16 protein-coding genes are annotated in these 17,632 nt (G+C 38.8%); 5 read left to right on the top strand and 11 right to left on the bottom strand.

Annotated features, from left to right (window positions below; genetic code table 11):
- Positions 1-205: 205 nt before the first annotated feature.
- From gshB to rpsO, 5 genes are all read right to left on the bottom strand, one after another.
- Positions 206-1,162: a glutathione synthase gene (gshB, locus tag DNJ75_RS08170; RefSeq protein ID WP_117002961.1), complete on the bottom strand. Its 957-nt coding sequence runs from the start codon at positions 1,160-1,162 to the stop codon at positions 206-208.
- Between the two features lie 207 nt (positions 1,163-1,369).
- Positions 1,370-1,852 carry a GNAT family N-acetyltransferase gene (locus DNJ75_RS08165; protein WP_117002960.1) on the bottom strand — a complete coding sequence of 161 codons (483 nt, stop codon included), beginning with the start codon at positions 1,850-1,852 and terminating at the stop codon, positions 1,370-1,372.
- A 303-nt stretch (positions 1,853-2,155) separates the two neighbouring features.
- Complete coding sequence (gene erpA / locus DNJ75_RS08160; protein WP_117002959.1) at positions 2,156-2,500, bottom strand: iron-sulfur cluster insertion protein ErpA; 345 nt, start codon at positions 2,498-2,500, stop codon at positions 2,156-2,158.
- A 228-nt stretch (positions 2,501-2,728) separates the two neighbouring features.
- Positions 2,729-4,804 (bottom strand): polyribonucleotide nucleotidyltransferase, encoded by a 2,076-nt coding sequence (gene pnp, locus DNJ75_RS08155; RefSeq protein ID WP_117002958.1) that lies wholly within the window; start codon positions 4,802-4,804, stop codon positions 2,729-2,731.
- A 47-nt stretch (positions 4,805-4,851) separates the two neighbouring features.
- A complete protein-coding gene (gene rpsO, locus DNJ75_RS08150) occupies positions 4,852-5,118 on the bottom strand; it encodes a 30S ribosomal protein S15 (protein WP_117002957.1) in 267 nt (88 codons plus the stop codon).
- 283 nt (positions 5,119-5,401) lie between these two features.
- Here rpsO and adk point away from each other — a divergent pair, with 283 nt between their 5' ends.
- Complete coding sequence (adk, locus tag DNJ75_RS08145) at positions 5,402-6,073, top strand: adenylate kinase (RefSeq protein ID WP_117002956.1); 672 nt, start codon at positions 5,402-5,404, stop codon at positions 6,071-6,073.
- Between the two features lie 290 nt (positions 6,074-6,363).
- Here the strand turns inward: adk and mutY are convergent, their stop codons facing one another.
- The 5 genes from mutY to DNJ75_RS08120 all read right to left on the bottom strand — a co-directional run bounded on the left by mutY (position 6,364) and on the right by DNJ75_RS08120 (position 11,620).
- Positions 6,364-7,374 (bottom strand): A/G-specific adenine glycosylase, encoded by a 1,011-nt coding sequence (mutY, locus tag DNJ75_RS08140; RefSeq protein WP_117002955.1) that lies wholly within the window; start codon positions 7,372-7,374, stop codon positions 6,364-6,366.
- Positions 7,367-7,900 carry an adenine phosphoribosyltransferase gene (locus tag DNJ75_RS08135; protein WP_117002954.1) on the bottom strand — a complete coding sequence of 178 codons (534 nt, stop codon included), beginning with the start codon at positions 7,898-7,900 and terminating at the stop codon, positions 7,367-7,369. Before DNJ75_RS08135 ends, mutY begins: the two co-directional genes overlap by 8 nt.
- Before the next feature lie 100 nt (positions 7,901-8,000).
- Positions 8,001-8,768 carry a substrate-binding domain-containing protein gene (locus DNJ75_RS08130; RefSeq protein WP_117002953.1) on the bottom strand — a complete coding sequence of 256 codons (768 nt, stop codon included), beginning with the start codon at positions 8,766-8,768 and terminating at the stop codon, positions 8,001-8,003.
- Positions 8,769-9,172: 404 nt separating this feature from the next.
- Positions 9,173-9,820, bottom strand: a complete 648-nt coding sequence (gene pyrE, locus DNJ75_RS08125; protein WP_117002952.1) for an orotate phosphoribosyltransferase — start codon at positions 9,818-9,820, stop codon at positions 9,173-9,175.
- A gap of 453 nt (positions 9,821-10,273) precedes the next feature.
- Positions 10,274-11,620 carry a dihydroorotase gene (locus tag DNJ75_RS08120; RefSeq protein ID WP_117002951.1) on the bottom strand — a complete coding sequence of 449 codons (1,347 nt, stop codon included), beginning with the start codon at positions 11,618-11,620 and terminating at the stop codon, positions 10,274-10,276.
- Positions 11,621-11,778: 158 nt separating this feature from the next.
- Here DNJ75_RS08120 and DNJ75_RS08115 point away from each other — a divergent pair, with 158 nt between their 5' ends.
- From DNJ75_RS08115 to alr, 4 genes are read left to right on the top strand one after another with little or no spacing between them, the layout of a single operon-like run.
- The gene (locus tag DNJ75_RS08115; protein ID WP_117002950.1) at positions 11,779-13,260 is read left to right on the top strand and encodes a class I adenylate-forming enzyme family protein; all 1,482 of its coding nucleotides are present in this window, start codon (positions 11,779-11,781) and stop codon (positions 13,258-13,260) included.
- On the top strand, positions 13,253-15,073 hold the full coding sequence (pabB, locus tag DNJ75_RS08110; RefSeq protein ID WP_117002949.1) for an aminodeoxychorismate synthase component I: 1,821 nt from the start codon (positions 13,253-13,255) through the stop codon (positions 15,071-15,073). Before DNJ75_RS08115 ends, pabB begins: the two co-directional genes overlap by 8 nt.
- 8 nt (positions 15,074-15,081) lie before the next feature.
- A complete protein-coding gene (locus DNJ75_RS08105) occupies positions 15,082-15,681 on the top strand; it encodes an anthranilate synthase component II (protein ID WP_117002948.1) in 600 nt (199 codons plus the stop codon).
- On the top strand, positions 15,654-16,874 hold the full coding sequence (gene alr / locus DNJ75_RS08100; RefSeq protein ID WP_117002947.1) for an alanine racemase: 1,221 nt from the start codon (positions 15,654-15,656) through the stop codon (positions 16,872-16,874). Before DNJ75_RS08105 ends, alr begins: the two co-directional genes overlap by 28 nt.
- Here alr and elbB read toward each other — a convergent pair.
- Complete coding sequence (gene elbB / locus DNJ75_RS08095; protein ID WP_229667687.1) at positions 16,805-17,503, bottom strand: isoprenoid biosynthesis glyoxalase ElbB; 699 nt, start codon at positions 17,501-17,503, stop codon at positions 16,805-16,807. The genes alr and elbB overlap by 70 nt on opposite strands.
- Between the last annotated feature and the right edge of the window lie 129 nt (positions 17,504-17,632).

The following is a 17,632-nucleotide window of genomic DNA, read 5'->3' as shown; positions in this document are numbered from 1 at the left end:
ATCCCCGATAACTCTTCCAACACCCAACTCATTTACTTACCTTATTTCCTTGTGATTTTATTCATCTTATCTTTAACTCAACCATTTTAAAACCCACTTACCCAAAGATCCCTATAAACCTATGCTTTGCAAGAGGGGTGGCAGCCGTAGGCTGACGGGGTGTTCATAAAATCATAGTTTTCCTAAAGTGTAAAATTTCAGTTATTTACTTTCGATTGATCACTCGATCTTCAACAACATCCATCAGTATATCTGTTGCATTGACACCACTTTCATTAAAAATTTGTTGTGTCATCGTAGGACTGGTTATATTAATCTCAGTCAAACAATCACCAATAACATCAATACCGGCAAACAGTACGCCACTTTGTTTAAGATCCCTGCCAACAATACTGGCTATCTCATACTCTTCAGCCGTAAGCTTTCTTACCACCGTTGATGCGCCGCGCGCTAAATTGCCACGACTATCATCACCACTTGGAATGCGTGCCACCAAATACTCCAATGGCTCACCATCTACGATTAAGATACGTTTGTCACCATCTTTAATCGCGGGTTGATATTGCTGCACCATAATAAATTGTGATTCATATTTTGTGATTGTCTCTAGAATGACATTTTTATTGGGATCATTTGGTTGGATACGGAATATTGACTCGCCACCCATGCCATCAAGCGGTTTAACCACTACATCCTGATAATTATCAATAAAACGCTTAATATGTTTAAATGAACGACTCACCATTGTTTTTGGTGCTAAATCAGGATAACGCGTAATTGAAAATTTCTCATTGGCATCCCTTAAGGTTTGCGGCTTATTAATAATTAATGCACCCTGCTTTTCAGCCACTTCCAAAATATACGTTGCATAGACAAATTCCATATTAAACGGTGGATCTTTACGCATAAAGATCGCATCGAAATCACCTAGCTTCACTTTATCCATTGGGTTTAGATGATACCATTTGTTATGCTCTTTACTTGCAGTGAGTGTTAGCTCATAACCCTCACCATATGCAACACCCTCTTCAACAAAAATATCCTCAAGCTCAAAGACGTACTGCTGCCAGTCTTTCTTAGCAACTGATAACATCATCATATAAGCGGTATCTTTTTTGATATTAAAGGTATGTAATGGGTCAATAATAAAGGCGACTTTCATATAGTTCCTTAAGTCAACACGATAAACTTATGCTAATTCTAACATCATTGTACCGCTCGTAAATCATTTTGCGGTGTTTAATTTCAACGCATTTTGTGAAAACTTTAATAAGCTGAATTGCAGGTAATAGCTATGACTATTCTCAAAATTCAACTTATTAAAATTACATAAAAGGCAAAGGAAGAAATACTGTAAAATGGTTTATGATCAGTACCAATATTGATCATAGAACTGATTGTGCACTTTTATTGATTTTGGTTCTGTACCATAAGTTTCAAAACCAAGCTGCTGATATAACGCCAATGCCGCAGCATTTCCAGTCACGCAATGTAAATGTAGTTGCGTTACATAATCAGCGGCATGCTTGATGACTTGATGCATCAATTGCTTAGCAACGCCCTTACCACGAGCAGCTAAGGACGTATACATGCCCCAAATCATCCCGCGATGCGCAGTTCTAGCGCTTTTCAAAGGCAAAAAGCCAACGCAACCAATAATCTCATTACCATCAAAAGCTGCAAAAATATCATTTTCCTCAAGCATCTCTTTGAAATATTGATCATTACAAAGCAAGGTCTCCTCATAAGATGAACCAAAGCTCTGAGGGGAATCTTTTAGCGCTTGTAAGCGTATTGTTTTCCAAATTTGCCAATCGACAGATGTAAGCAATCTAATACAAATATCAGCCACTTATTAAACTCCATTATTGAATAAATGATTGCAACGCATTACCAACAATCCGCTGCCATAACCGTAGGGGCGTATTGCATAAGCTCGGTGTTATACATACCCATTAATCGTAGGGGCGTACTGCATACGTCCGGTGTTATACATACGCATTAAGCGTAGGGGGCGTATTGCATACGCCCCTACATTAAAATAGCTATAAAATCACCCCTCACCCGTGCAGCCCAAGCTACACGACCTCTCCCGCAAGGGGAGAGGTGACAAATGGTGCAACTTGTTTATTGAAGAATATTAAGGCAAAGAAATTTAAACAGAAAAAGAAGAGCCACAACCACAGGTGGTTTTAGCATTTGGGTTACGAATAATAAAGTGAGCACCTTCGACATCTTCTTTATAATCGATATCAGCACCAATAAGATACTGGAAGCTCATCGCATCTACCAACAAATAAACACCATGATTTTCAAAGATCATATCATCTTCTTTTTGTTCTTCATCAAAGGTAAAGCCATATTGAAAACCAGAGCAACCACCACCGGTGATATATACGCGTAGCTTCAAATCTTTGTTGTCTTCTTCTGAAATCAGCTCTTTTACTTTCAAAGCAGCTGCATCAGTGAAATTAAGCGGTTGTGCCTGTTGGACGCTCATTTTGCTTTCTTTTGCTCCCTTATTTTACTTGTTATTAAAAATTCAGTTGCGTTTAAATTACCCCCTCACCCGTACAGTCTAAGCTGCACGACCTCTCCCGCAAGGGGAGAGGTAATAGGGGGAATGCAAGTTAAATTTCAATCATCCCTCACCATTCAGCTGACACTACGCAAGCTACCCCACAGTAGGAGATAATGGGAAATGCAACTCATTTTCTATTATTACTAGCTATTGAACTGGTACAAGTTTGATTTTGCCCATGCGATCAATATTCTGCACCATAACATTCATGCTTTTGCCTTCTGCCATCGTATTTGGATTAACGCCAATACTTTCAAGCTCAGCAAATGGCAATAAGCCATCTTTACCTGGCAGAATATTAATAAACGCGCCAAAATCTAAGACTTTAACGACTTTACCACTATAGGTTTGACCTACTTCCGCACTGGCTGTTAAAGCTAACACTTCTTCAATCGCAGCATTCAATGCATTACGACTCTTTGCAAAAATTTTGACATCACCATTATCTGAAGTGTCAATGGAGGCACCCGTTTTCTCAGTAATGCCTTTAACCGTCGCCCCACCTTTGCCGATCACATCACGAATTTTACTTGGATCAATTGTAATGACTTCTACTTGTGGCGCATTATCAGAGGTTTCTGTTTTATATTCAGAAATCACTTCATTCATAATGCCTAAAATATGCAAACGCCCTTCTTTAGCTTGCTCAAGCGCTGCATGCATGATTTCACGTGTGATACCTTTGATCTTGATATCCATCTGCAAAGCCGTCACACCATAGCGCGTACCCGCTACTTTAAAGTCCATATCACCCAAGTGATCCTCATCACCTAAGATATCTGACAACACCGCATATTTATCACCATCTTTAATAAGCCCCATTGCAATACCTGCAACAGGAGCAGCTAACGGCACGCCGGCATCCATCATTGATAGTGATGAACCACAAACGGTTGCCATCGAACTTGAACCATTTGATTCCGTAATTTCAGATACCACACGGATAACATAAGGATAGGCATCTTCATTTGGGAATACTGCTTGTGTCGCACGTTTCGCCAAATTAGCATGACCAATCTCACGACGCTTAGGTGTGCCAATCATACCCGTTTCACCAACTGAGTATGGCGGGAAATTATAATGTAACATGTAGCGGTTCTTCTTATCGCCACCTAAAGTTTCAACCAACTGTGCATCGCGATCATTACCTAAAGTTGTCACCACTAAAGCTTGTGTTTCACCACGCGTGAACAACGCTGAGCCATGTGCTTTAGGTAGTACACCTGTGCGTACATTAATTGGGCGTACTGTACGTGTATCGCGACCATCAATACGTGGCAAGCCACTTAAAATATTTTTACGAACGACTTCTTTTTCAATGTCGTGGAAAATTGTTTTAATCTCTTCCACAGAAACTTCTTCTAATTCCGTTTCATCAGCAACAATAGCCTCAACCACTATTTTGCGTAAACGGTTGATTGCCTCAACACGCTTTTGTTTCTCAGTTTCTTGATAAACTGCTTTAATCTCACTATAAAAACGTGACTTAATCTGCTCTTTTAATGCTTTGTTTTCCGCTTTTGGTACAAAATCCCAGCGCGGCTTGGCAGCATATTTCGCTAAGTGATTAATCGCTTCAATGATCACTTGCATTTCTTTGTGACCATATAAAACAGCGCCAAGCATGACATCTTCTGGCAAGCTTTTTGCTTCTGATTCAACCATCAACACGGCGTCTTTCGTACCGGCAACGACTAAATCCAACTCTGAAATATCTAGTTTGGCAAATGATGGGTTTAAAACATATTGCCCATCAATAAAGCCGACACGCACACCAGCAACAGGACCCTCAAATGGTACCCCAGATAATACCAACGAAGCCGAAGCACCGATCAGCGCTGGAATATCCGGCGGCACCTCAGGATCATATGATAACACGGTTGCCACAACTTGAACTTCATTATAAAAGCCTTCAGGAAACAATGGACGCAGTGGACGGTCAATCAAACGAGCTGTTAAGGTCTCGTTTTCACTTGGTCGCCCCTCACGACGCGGGAATCCGCCTGGAATCTTACCTGCTGCGTATGCTTTTTCTTGGTAGTTGACTGTCAATGGGAAGAAATCTATACCTTCTTTAGCCTCTTTTTGCGCTGCGGTTGTTACCAATACAACGGTATCGCCCATAGTAACTAAAACCGAACCTGCCGCTTGACGCGCCATTGATCCTGTTTCCAATGTTACTTGATGTTGTCCTAACTGAAAGACTTCTTTAAATATTTTCACGTGTGTACCTTATTATCGTTGTTTTGCGGTGTGTCGTATCTTTGATCTTATCTACGTAAACCTAAACGCTCGATCAATGCGCGATAGCGCTCGATATCTTTGCTCTTCAAATAGTCAAGAAGTTTACGACGTTGACTTACTAAACGCAACAAACCACGTCTTGAGTGGAAGTCTTGTTTGTGTGATTCAAAATGCCCTTGCAGCCCGGTAATGCGAGCTGTCAATAGTGCAACTTGTACTTCTGGTGAGCCTGTATCGCCTTCTGAACGTTGATATTCAGAAACGATCGATTGTTTTTGCTCGGTGCTTAACATAGTGTTTTCTCCTAAGATTTATTTTTTTTGTTAAACTTCCCATGTGATATTTTGTACATTTAACCGTAAAAAATATCGTGACAGTTTAGCAACGCCGTATAATACATGCTTTTTAGATAAACAACAAGCAAAGGCAAAGCTTATGTAGAGAATAAATAAACTATCCTAAGCAAGAATAGATAAACGAACGAAAATTCAAACCTAACCAATTTTTTAAAAGACTTTTAAACCATTTCTTTTTATCATAGAGTCACATTTTATTTTTACTTTTAGTGGAAACCACATGAACATTATTCTTCTAGGCCCTCCAGGGGCTGGCAAAGGCACGCAAGCAAAGCGCATTGAAACACAATTCAATATTCCACAGATCTCCACAGGTGATATGCTGCGAGCAGCGATCAAATCAGGTTCTGAAACAGGCATGAAGCTAAAGAAAATATTAGATGCTGGCGAGCTTGTTTCTGATGATTTTATTATGCAAATCGTTAAAGAACGCCTATCACAGACTGATTGCAACAATGGCTTTATGCTTGATGGCGTACCGCGCACATTAGGACAAGCCAACGCCTTTAAAAAGCTTGGCATTAATATCGATTTTATTATTGAGATCACTTTAGATGACAATATCATCATCAAACGCATGTCAGGTCGCAGAATTCACGAGGCTTCAGGTCGCACCTATCACGTTGATAATAACCCACCAAAAGTTACTGGCAAAGACGATCAAACCGGTGAAGAGTTGATTCAACGTGAAGATGATAAAGAAGAAACGGTTAAAAATCGCTTAAGTGTCTATCATGCGCAAACTGCACCATTGATTGAATACTACCAGCATTTTGATACCGCGGGCACCAAACTTAAAAAGCCTACTTATGTTAAAGTTGATGGCAATCAAAGTGTTGATACAGTGACCAAAGAAATTTTCCAAGTACTTAGCCAGCACGCAACTGCCTAATGTTACATTTCATCCAATTATGCACTTTTTTCTATTTCAACACCCCGCCTCGTAAACTTGGCACCCCTCTTGCAAAGAGGGGTGGCAGCCGTAGGCTGACGGGATGTTTAAAAATCATCGTTTTTTCTAATATGCATTACTTGTTGGGGCTATGACCACATTCCTGACCACTTTTATTGCGTAAGCGTTGGCTGAGCGTAAGTCGAAGCCTTTATGAAGTGTGATTACCCTTCGACTTACGCTCAGGGGACGGTGAGCACTTGTGGGTGAATATTGAGTCTTAGCCCTTGTTAGCAAATCAAATGCTTTGCCAATGGTGCAGGCAATGCATACTCCTTTATATTATCCTTGCTAACCCAATAAGCATTATCAATCGTTGCTTTCTGAGTTAATTGATAGACCTTAATATCATAATAAAGCTCAAAATGCGTGAATATATGCTTTTGCTCTTCACATAGCATATGACTGTATTCACCAATATGTAACGCAGACTCTGGCAACGCGTATAACCCACCCCAAATGCCTTTATTCGGTTTTTTGATAAGTAGCAGCTCATCTTGATATTGATAAAGATGAAACACCGCTGATTGAACTGGCTTCGCCCTTTTTTCTTTTTTCCGTGGATATTGTTTCACCTGATTATTGGCAAAACTCAAACAAATACCCTGTAACGGACAAAGCCCACACTTTGGCTTGGTTCGTGTACAGATTGTCGCCCCCAAATCCATTTGTGCTTGTGTGTAATTTTGCGTTTTGTCTTTTGGCATAAGCTTATGCGCCAATTGCCATAGCTTTTTCTCACTGGCAGCACCTGATAAAACTTCATCAATCGCAAAAACACGTGCAAATACACGTTTAACATTACCATCCATAATCGGTGTTACTTGCTTAAATGCAATCGATAAGATTGCATGCGCGGTTGATCGACCAATGCCGGGTAATGCTAATAAATCATCAATGCGATCAGGTATCACATCGTTATATTTCTGACAAATGACTTGCGCTGTTTTGTGCAGGTTTCTAGCGCGTGCGTAATAGCCAAGCCCTGCCCAATGCTGCATTACCTCATCTTGATTTGCTTGCGCTAAATCACTGATATGCGGAAATCTATCAATAAACTTGAGAAAGTATGGAATAACGGTTTTAACTTGTGTTTGTTGTAACATAATCTCAGATAACCACACGTGATAAGGGTTAAAATCACCCTGCCATGGTAGGTCATGACGCCCATTTTGGCTAAACCATTTAAGTAGAGTGCTTTGATAATGTGAAATATTAAAATGAATATTAATTTCAGTCATATTGAACTAATGAGTCAATAAAGATGTCTTGTGGCATTTTATCGCGTCCATTGAGTCCATTAAGCTCAATTACAAATAATGACCCCAGAACATTGGCTCCAGCTTTTCTAACCAACTCAACACAAGCACTCGCGGTACCACCTGTTGCTAATAAATCATCTACCAACAATACTTGGTCATCGTTAGAAAAAGCATCTTGATGGACTTCTAATCTATCGGTACCATACTCTAACTCGTATTCACAGGTATGCACCGCACGCGGCAGCTTACCAGGCTTACGAATTGGCACAAAGCCAATTGATAAATGCTTTGCTAACGCTACACCAAAAATAAACCCACGACTCTCAGGTCCTGCGATAATTGTGGGTTTTAAGCCCTTTTCTTTGATCCGTTCTGCCATGAGACTTGCCGTTTGTGTTAAGCCATCAGCATTTGCCAATAATGGCGTGATATCGCGAAACAAAATACCCGGCTTTGGAAAATCAGGCACAGCGGTAATTAAAGATTTAATCGTTATAATGCTCATTATTTAAAAGGAATTTCCTCTGATACAGATTGCGCCCATGGTAGCACGTTGAAATGAATGTTGTCATTTAAAAAAATCAACGTCGCATATTTGAATAAAATTACTTACCAACATACCAACCATAATTTGCAAAAATTGCTTGTGCCTCAGGCGTCTTTAAGTAATCTACAAATTGGTTGACTTGTGAATTGGTGTTATTTTGATTAATAGCAACATTGAAATCACGCGTAATAACATAATCATCATTAATATTAACAATATCACCTACGTCAGGATTGGAGAATGCCCAATCACGCCAAGTAATCCAAGCATCTACTTCCTTGCTTTTAAATGCTTTAAATGCACTACCACTATTAATGGCAAATACCTCAATATTATTTCTAAATGCTTGGAAAAATGCCACATCCTGTTTTCTACCAACAATATCCTCCCAAACACCAGTGCCTGAAGTATTACTCATTCCTTGACCATCAATAACTGCAATTTTAATATTTGGTTTAATTAAATCTTCAAGCTTTGTGATTTTCTTAGGATTGCCCTTTTGCACCAAAATAATTGCATCATGCAAATATAGTGATTGCATATCCTTAACATTAAAGTTCGTTTTAAAATCATTAACAATTGCCAATGCTGATTGCTGCGATGGTCCAAATAGGATATCTGCATTTTCCTGTGCTTTTGCCTGCCACGTTGCTTGAGGACCAAAATTCACATGCACCTTAACATCATTTTTTTCTTCAAACGCTTTTGCTGCATCCAGTAATGCCGTATGCGGACCACCCGGACCATAAAGGGTTACATCGCTATATGCAGTGACTGAAAGTAGCATACCTCCAATAATTGAAAGTTGCTTTATACTATTTAACATCTTAATCCTCCTAAAATGTTAAGTTTATATATCCATCGTCAAATACTTAACGATGAGTGTATCGCGCACTCCCCCGAGGTTGCAACTCCAGAATTATCATATATTCGACATCATAATTTTAGTTTTCAATGTTTACATGCTGCATCAATGTACAGTTATCATTATGCAGCAATTGCGACACACAAGAAAAATACCAAATCATACAAAATAAATTTTTACCAGCTTTGCAAATCTTATTTACTCAAGCTAGCACTATTCATACTGTGACACATAGATACCCCCGGGTAAACCCGAGGGTATCTATTCATTTCACTTTCAACAATATATCGGAAGTTGATTTCAAAAGATACTGTTTAAATTTCTTGGGGCATTATAATGGTAGCTGAACCATTTGATTAGTCAACTCACACTACCGAATACTTTAGCTGATAGGCTTTCATGCGCTCAATTAATTCATGCTCAATTTGCCCTTTTACTTTAAGGTAGCCAATTAAATCACTCAAATTACCAATGGCATAAACAGGGAATTGATAAGCTTTTTCGACCATTTGAACGGCTGATATTTCCTCATTAGGTGCCACTTCTTGACGATCTAGCGCAACGCAAACTCCTTCAATAGTTCCACCATGACTTTTAATAACCTCAATAGCCTCTTTAATCGCCGTGCCCGCAGTAATCACATCATCGATAATTAATACTTTTTTGTCCTTGATATCCGCACCAACAAGCACGCCACCCTCGCCATGATCTTTCTTCTCTTTGCGATTGTAACAAAAGCCAACATCTTTACCATAGCGGCTATATAAAATAGAGGTAACAAGTGCTGCCAAAGAGATCCCCTTATAAGCAGGACCAAATAACACATCAAATTGCACCTTACTTTCTATTAATTTAGCTGCATAACACTCTGCCAATTGGTGCAAAGTCTTGCCATGATTAAACAATCCTGCATTAAAGAAATAGGGGCTAATACGCCCCGATTTTAACGTAAACTCACCGAACTTAAGTGCTGATGCTTCAATGGCAACATCAAAAAAATTATAGTCATTCATTGTCACTAACCTAATTCAACCTTAATCCTAAAGTATGTCTAATATACTTATCACTCGTTATTTTGCAATGTTTATAGCTAGCGCAAAAATCAACTTCTAGGTTTCATTACAAAGCTCAAGGAACAACTAAAAAACAAAGTGTATCAAATTTAATACAGACAATTACATTATTGAAACTGCATTCCCTCTAAAAAGATTAGATAATAGCCACATATCAACTTAATACCAACATAAGGATAACGATGATTTTTTATATGATGCACTGGTTAGCACAAGAACACATTCAAAGAGAGTTTAAACAATCAAATTCAAATCACACAATTAATAGTCATCAACAAAAATAACCAAGAGGCTACAACATGATTTACTACGGTTTTTATTGGATTGCCAATAATAATAAAGCAAATGATCACAAATCAATTAACACAAATCACAAGTAACTTAATCACCGCATTAAAAGTTAGCAAAATCCAGGCTCACACCCAAGTCATCTGCAACAATACGCCCATGGTCATATTTCAAAACACCATTAATAAATGTTTTATTAATGGTTGATGAAAAAGTCAAGCCACTAAACGGTGACCAACCACATTTGGATTTTGCCGCAACATCACTCATATGCTGTTGCGCATTAAGATCCACTAATACCAAATCAGCCCAATACCCTTCACGGATAAAGCCGCGCTCTTCAACCTGATAGATTATCGCTGGCGCATGTGATGTTTTTTGGACGACTTTCTCCAAGGAAAAAACACCTTGATGGTAATGTTCAAGTAATGACAATAACGCATGCTGCACCAACGGCAACCCTGATGGGGCCTTAAAATAACTTTGATGCTTTTCAGCCCAAGTATGGGGTGCATGATCCGTAGCAATAACATCTAGTACATTATTATTAACCGCTTCAAGCAACGCCAAACGATCTTCTTCTTCTTTGATTGCCGGATTACATTTGATTAAAGCACCTCGTGTATGATAGTCCTTACGTGAAAAGAATAAATGATGCGCACAAACCTCAGCCGTAATGCGTTTATTTGCAAGCGGGATATTTTTATTCTCAGCAAACAATTGCAACTCATCTTTGGTGGTAATATGCAGCACATTAAGCTTAGTATTAAACTTTTTAGCCAGACCAACTGCCAAAGTAGATGATTTAATACAAGCTTCTCTGCTTCTAATCAAAGGATGTAAGTCAAATGGCACATCTTCACCATATTGCGCACGATATGCCACTTCATTTTGCGCAATCATCGGTGTGTCTTCACAATGTGTCGCAATAAGAATCGGTGAATTAGCAAAGAAGCTTTCTAAGGTTTTAACATTATCAACCAACATATTACCAGTTGATGCCCCCATAAAGATCTTAACACCACAAGCGTCACCTGGACTTAAACGTTTAAGCTCATCGACATTATCATTCGTTGCTCCCAAATAAAAAGCGTAATTTGCATGCGATTTGGTGGCAGCTAGCGCTTTTTTTGCATGAAGTCGCTCAATTGTCACCGTCGCTGGATTGCAATTTGGCATCTCCATATAAGAGGTGATACCTCCAGCAACTGCCGCTTTTGATTCGCTCTCAATATCTGCTTTGTATGTCAACCCAGGTTCACGAAAATGCACCTGATCATCGATCATGCCGGGTAACAAATGCAATCCTTCAGCATCAATGACTTTAACACCAGAAGTGACAGATATATCTTGGGCAATCTTGGCAATTCTACCATCTTTGACTAAGACATCAGCGACAAAAATTTTACCCTCATTGACAATCGTTGGTGACTTGATTAAATAATTTGACATCGCTTTATCATCCTTTTAGCTCACTTTGCAATATCATCATTCTATATCAGCATACTGTCTTTTTATAGCAAAGCATGCACTAAAGATTCAATTGTTTTAAGCTGACCTTTATCCTAAAATACCACCCTATCGCTTTATGCATAAATAAAGAAGCTAATATGCTAACACCTTTAGACATTCAAACCGTTGATCACTTTCTAGCGCATCTAAAACGCTTAGATAATACCCCAATGTTTATCTATCAAGATCAAATATTTAGCTATGCAGACATGCATGATTATACTTTTAGCATTGCCCATTGGTTAGCAGAAAACAATACAACGAGAGTCATGTTTGCAATAAATAACTCACCGCTTTCTGTTGGACTTTTTTTCGCAAGTTGGTATCAAAGAGTCAATTGCATACCAGTTAACCCACGCTTTATTGCCAATGAATTACTTGAGCTTGTTAAAAGAGCCAAGCCGGATTTGTTAATGATAGAACCAAAGCAGTACTCTGACGCACTTAATCATTATTGCCAAATTCAGCAAATTGAACTTGTTATTATCGATAATGCTTTAGATTATTTGCAAAGCTTAAAGAAAGTTTCCGGCACTGAAATCTGCGATTTATCTCAAGCCCAGAGCGAAGGCATTACCTATCATATAAGCTCTGGCACGGGTGGGCATTATAACTTTCATGGACATTACACGCAGCAAATTCTAGCTTATGCCTATGCGCGTCAATTTGATTATGGTCTTAACAAAGGTGATATATCTCTTGTGCACCTTTCATTTAACCATGCCTACGCCTTTTCCTATCAGCTATTACCAAACATAGCTCTGGGCAATTGCATGGTATTAGCACCTAGCTTTGACGCAACGACCTCACTCAAATTGATTGATCAATATCAGATTACGGCATTGGCACTCTTACCAACGATGTATTACCAGTTAGCACTTAAAGCCCAAAAAACGCCAATAAGTCATAAGCTTAGACACTTAAGTGTTGCCGGTGATCAGCCCAGTGAGTTTTTAATACATTTAATCAAAAAGACTTTTAACGCGTCACTGCTTAATGGTCTTGGGATGACCGAAGTTTATGGTTATGCACAAAATCTTACAGCGTCTAGCGTTTACAATAAGATCAAGATTTTTGATGACATTAAGATAAAAATTGAAGCGATTGAACACGATCATCTTAAGCCTGTTAACGATAATAATAAGGACATTGGCGAGCTATATATCAAAGCACCGATGCAGCCGATCTCTCATCAAGGACAATGGTTAGCCACAGGCGACTATGGCTACATTGATGATACACATCATCTATACTTTCTTGGGCGCATTAAAGATATCATTGTCAAGGGCGGATCTAAAATTGCCCCTTTAGAGCTTGAACATTATCTTTATCAAATGCCTGAAATTGAGCAAGTTGCAGTTATTGGCAAGAAAGATGATATTTGGGGTGAGCTTGTTTGTGCCTGCATTGCTACCAAAGGCAATCAGTCACTTACTTTAGAGGCAATTAATACCTTTCTCACGCCTTTTCTTGCTGCATATAAACATATTGATCAGCTTTATTTATACCCGCAACTACCACTTAATATCACCGGTAAAATTGACCGCTTTCGCTTAAAAACAGAGATCAACAATGCCTAATAATCACCTACCTTCATTTGCTTATCTTGAAAATACTTTAGACAGCCGTGACAAGAGTTTCTATTTTAGCAAACCACATAGTGAAGTCCTATGCTCTGATCCTAAGATGCTAAAATCTGCATTTGCAAGATTAGCAGACTTACAACAACAAGGCTTATATCTTGTTGGTTTTATCAGCTATGAAGTAGCTTATTATCTAAACCCTGATTTTGCTTCCATGCAAACAAATCTCACAGATGACATCACCCCACTTTTACATTTTGTTGCCTTTGAGCAATATTCACCGGATCTATTTCAAACTGAGACAACCACTGTTAAAAGCCCAGCAATAGACCTTATTTATGATCCACTCTCTCAGTTGCAATATGTCAAAGACTTTGAACGCGTGCAACAAGCATTAACCGATGGTGAAAGCTATCAGATCAACTATACCAAGCGCATTAAGTTGCGATCCAGCTTAAATGCTCATGAACTTTACACACAACTAAAAACGCAACAACCGGTGAGCTACAGTGCATTTCTGCCATTTAAGCCTATGACTGTTTTATCGTTTTCACCTGAGTTATTTTTTAAAAAGCAAGGTGAGACTATTACAATAAACCCGATGAAAGGCACCAGCAAACGTTTTGATGATCCCAATGATGATCTACAATCCTATGAGTTTTTACGAACAGACCCAAAAAACAAAGCAGAGAATTTAATTATCGTTGATCTATTGCGTAATGATCTTGCTCGTATTTGCCATACCGGATCGATTGAAGTCACCAAGCCCTTTGCGATTGAAACCTACAAAAGCGTTTATCAAATGACTTCAACGATTTCCGGAAAAGTGGATAACAACATTCCTTTTGCTGATATTATTGAGCATTTATTTCCTTGTGGTTCGATTACTGGCGCACCCAAGAAACGCACGATGGAAATTATTCAGCAACTTGAACCCCCGCGAGGTTTATACACAGGTTGTATCGGCTATATTATGCCAAATAATGATATGTGCTTTAGTGTTGCTATTCGCACATTGACCCAACAAAATAATGAGCTATGGCATTGCGGTGTTGGTGGCGGTTTTACCATTCAGTCTACACAAGATGATGAGTGGCAAGAAATGACGACCAAAATTCAATTTATCAAACGCTTGTATCAGCCTCAGTTTCAACTGATTGAAAGCATGCTTTATGATAAAAATGGGCTTACATCGTGTGACTTACATCTTGAGCGTTTATTAAATTCAGCATCTGTTTTACACTTTACTTTGGATATAGCTCAGTTAAGACATACATTATTGCAATATTGTGAAACACTTATCACGGCAAACAGTGAACAATATAAACTTCGAGTTGCTGTGAATTACCAAGGGCTTTTTACGATTACGCATCAACAACTTGAGCAATCACTGACAGTTGATCATATTGAACTGATTGTTTGCCCTGAGCAAATAGACTCAAATAACCCACTATGGCAGCATAAAACCGATGATCACAGCACACGTGGCTTTTATACGCAGAAACACAGCCAATATATCGCAGATAAGCCAAATTGCGAGCTTATTTTCTTCAATGAGCATAATCACCTGACTGAGGCGCGTTTTTATAATATTGTCGTTGAAATCGACGGTGCTTTATATACTCCACCTATTAGTGATGGTTTATTGCCTGGCATTGCGCGCGCTAAACTACTTCAATCTGGGCAAATTCATGAGCGCTCGATCTCTATAGACGAACTAAAATTAAGCAAAAACATTTACCTTATGAATGATGTTCGAGGTAAAATACCGTGCTTTTTAAGCGCACAAACAACCATGCAAGAAGTATAAAAATTAAGATGTTACTGTTTATTGACCATTATGATTCATTTGCCCATATTTTGATGGATTATTTTGCCCAATTGGGTGAAGAAATCATCTCATTCAAATCAGATCAGCTTGATCAATCGATTGACTATAGCCAATTTACTGCAGTAATTATAGGACCAGGTCCTGGGCATCCTGATGAATTAACGCATTTATACCCTCAAATCAAACGCATCATTGACAGTAATATACCTATTTTAGGTATTTGTCTTGGTCATCAGTTATTAGCGCAGTACTTTGGCGCCAAGGTTATTCATGCAACCAATATTATGCATGGACAATGCAGTTTAATTCATTTTACCAACCACTCACTCTACCAAGGACTACAATCACCTTTGACAGTGACCCGTTATCACTCACTGATTGTTGATATAGACAGCTTAACTAATGACTTACAACCAATCGCGCTGACGATGGATAATGAACTGATGGCATTTGCGCATAAGCACTTGCCTATTTATGGCATCCAATATCACCCTGAGGCTTATTTAACAGAATCAGGATTAAAAACATTACAAAACTTTCTTTTAGCGAATAAGCGCTTGTGCTTAGAGCAAAAGGCGTTATCCTAGTCCAATCAATTGATTTAACAGCCTTTAACATTATCGCCATGACAGCAAGACATCACAATTTACGTGCCTTTGCGAATATTAATATTTCTCATCTTTTGGCTAATCTTGCCAATATCCGTGCATTGCATGCAAATAAATCCATGATTATTATGCTCAAAGCAAATGCCTATGGTCATGGAGCCGTTGAGATTGCCAAGGCATTAGATGGTTTATGCGAGTATTTTGGCGTTGCCAGTGTTGAGGAAGGTATCGAGCTTATTTTGGCAGGGATTGAAAAAACCAAGGTCATTGTTTTTTCAGGCTTTTTCTCCAAAGACATGGTACAAACACTCATTGACTACAGACTTATTCCGATTATTCATAGTGCCTATCAATACGAGCTACTTGATGAGTACTTTCAAAGTAAGCACGCTGAGATATGGCTTAAAGTTAACACAGGAATGAACCGCTTGGGATTATCAGAAGATGAGTTTGAAGCGCTTTACACTCAAGCACAATCATATTGTAAACCTATCAATGCACTAACCCACTTAGCAGAATCAGAATCTTGTGATCAATCTTTTACATTAAAGCAACTACAATGCTTTCAAGCATTAATCAAAGATAAATCATTTACACATATTAGTGCCTTTAACTCAGCTGCCTCACTCTTAAATAATAATGATTTTAATACCAACACCATTCGCATTGGTTTAGCGCTTTATGGTGCATGTGCTGCTGCACATCCATTATTAAGGTGTACACTTAAACCTGTGATGACGCTGCATAGTCATGTTGTTGCAATTCAATCCATTGATGTGGGAGATTCTGTTGGTTACAACCGCCAATATATTGCCAAATCAAAAACCCAAATCGCCATTGTGACAATTGGTTATGGTGACGGTTATCCACAAGCTGCTCCTAACGGCACTATGGTGGCAATTAACGGCAAGGTCTACCCAACAGCCGGCAAAGTCTCGATGGATCTTATGGCAATTGATATTGGCATGAATAAAGATATTTATATTGGTGATAATGTCACTTTGTTTGGCAACCATGATTTGTTAGTTGATGATGTTGCCAAACACATAGGCACCTCAAGTTACGCCATGCTTACCGCGATTAACCCACGCGTTAAAAGATTTTATTTAACTTCTACTGATGCAGAGACAACACAATCTGTAATCAAAGACACAACTGCTTCAACTAAGTGATCTATTCCTGACGCAACTTCTGCAATACTTTGACCTAGCATATACGCAGGTGTACTTACCACTTTATTTCCTTGATCAACACAAACCTCAGTAACACATTTATTAATGTGTTTAGCGCCTTTATGCTCAACGATATCAGCCGTTGCTTGATCATTACCAATCGTTAACGCCACATGGGGATATATTGCTGCGGCAATAACAGGAGCAATACAGATAAAGCCAACAGGCTTTTGTGCATTTTTAAACTTGTTAATAAATGCTGAAACAATTGGCTCAACAACAAAACTGCTATCTTGCTTAAAGGCAAAATCACATAGATTTTTAGCCGCACCAAAGCCACCTGGGATAATCAACGCTGCATACTCATCTGCATTGACTAAGGATAGATCCTTGATCTCACCGCGCGCAATACGTGCTGCCTCAACCAATACATTGCGTGATTGAGCCTCTTCATCACCTGTTAGATGGTTGACCACATGATGCTGCATAATATTTGGCGCAACTACCTCATATTCAATACCACGTTTTGATAAAGATAATAATGTCAACACCGCTTCATGAATTTCACTGCCATCATAAACACCACACCCTGCCAATAACACGGCTACTTTCTTTGAATTATGCATCATAACTTCCTATATTCTTGTAACTTCCTATATTCTTGTACCTTACAATAGCTAATCATAAATTGTCAGACAAGTAATGCAATAAATATCAGGGTAAACAAAAATAATATCGTCTAAACTCAGACTAAGTTG

This window comes from Cysteiniphilum litorale, assembly GCF_003428165.1.
Taxonomy (GTDB): Bacteria; Pseudomonadota; Gammaproteobacteria; order Francisellales; family Francisellaceae; genus Caedibacter; species Caedibacter litoralis.
Note: the sequence above shows the minus strand (reverse complement) of the source record. Positions and strands in the feature narration are given on the sequence as shown.

Excerpts from the sequence above, each read along its gene's own strand:
- gshB (WP_117002961.1), bottom strand. The coding sequence starts at position 1,162 with ATGAAAGTCGCCTTTATTATTGACCCATTACATACCTTTAATATCAAA.
- erpA (WP_117002959.1), bottom strand. The coding sequence starts at position 2,500 with ATGAGCGTCCAACAGGCACAACCGCTTAATTTCACTGATGCAGCTGCT.
- rpsO (WP_117002957.1), bottom strand. The coding sequence starts at position 5,118 with ATGTTAAGCACCGAGCAAAAACAATCGATCGTTTCTGAATATCAACGT.
- adk (WP_117002956.1), top strand. The coding sequence starts at position 5,402 with ATGAACATTATTCTTCTAGGCCCTCCAGGGGCTGGCAAAGGCACGCAA.
- mutY (WP_117002955.1), bottom strand. The coding sequence starts at position 7,374 with ATGACTGAAATTAATATTCATTTTAATATTTCACATTATCAAAGCACT.
- DNJ75_RS08135 (WP_117002954.1), bottom strand. The coding sequence starts at position 7,900 with ATGAGCATTATAACGATTAAATCTTTAATTACCGCTGTGCCTGATTTT.
- DNJ75_RS08130 (WP_117002953.1), bottom strand. The coding sequence starts at position 8,768 with ATGTTAAATAGTATAAAGCAACTTTCAATTATTGGAGGTATGCTACTT.
- pyrE (WP_117002952.1), bottom strand. The coding sequence starts at position 9,820 with ATGAATGACTATAATTTTTTTGATGTTGCCATTGAAGCATCAGCACTT.
- DNJ75_RS08120 (WP_117002951.1), bottom strand. The coding sequence starts at position 11,620 with ATGTCAAATTATTTAATCAAGTCACCAACGATTGTCAATGAGGGTAAA.
- DNJ75_RS08115 (WP_117002950.1), top strand. The coding sequence starts at position 11,779 with ATGCTAACACCTTTAGACATTCAAACCGTTGATCACTTTCTAGCGCAT.
- pabB (WP_117002949.1), top strand. The coding sequence starts at position 13,253 with ATGCCTAATAATCACCTACCTTCATTTGCTTATCTTGAAAATACTTTA.
- DNJ75_RS08105 (WP_117002948.1), top strand. The coding sequence starts at position 15,082 with ATGTTACTGTTTATTGACCATTATGATTCATTTGCCCATATTTTGATG.
- elbB (WP_229667687.1), bottom strand. The coding sequence starts at position 17,503 with ATGATGCATAATTCAAAGAAAGTAGCCGTGTTATTGGCAGGGTGTGGT.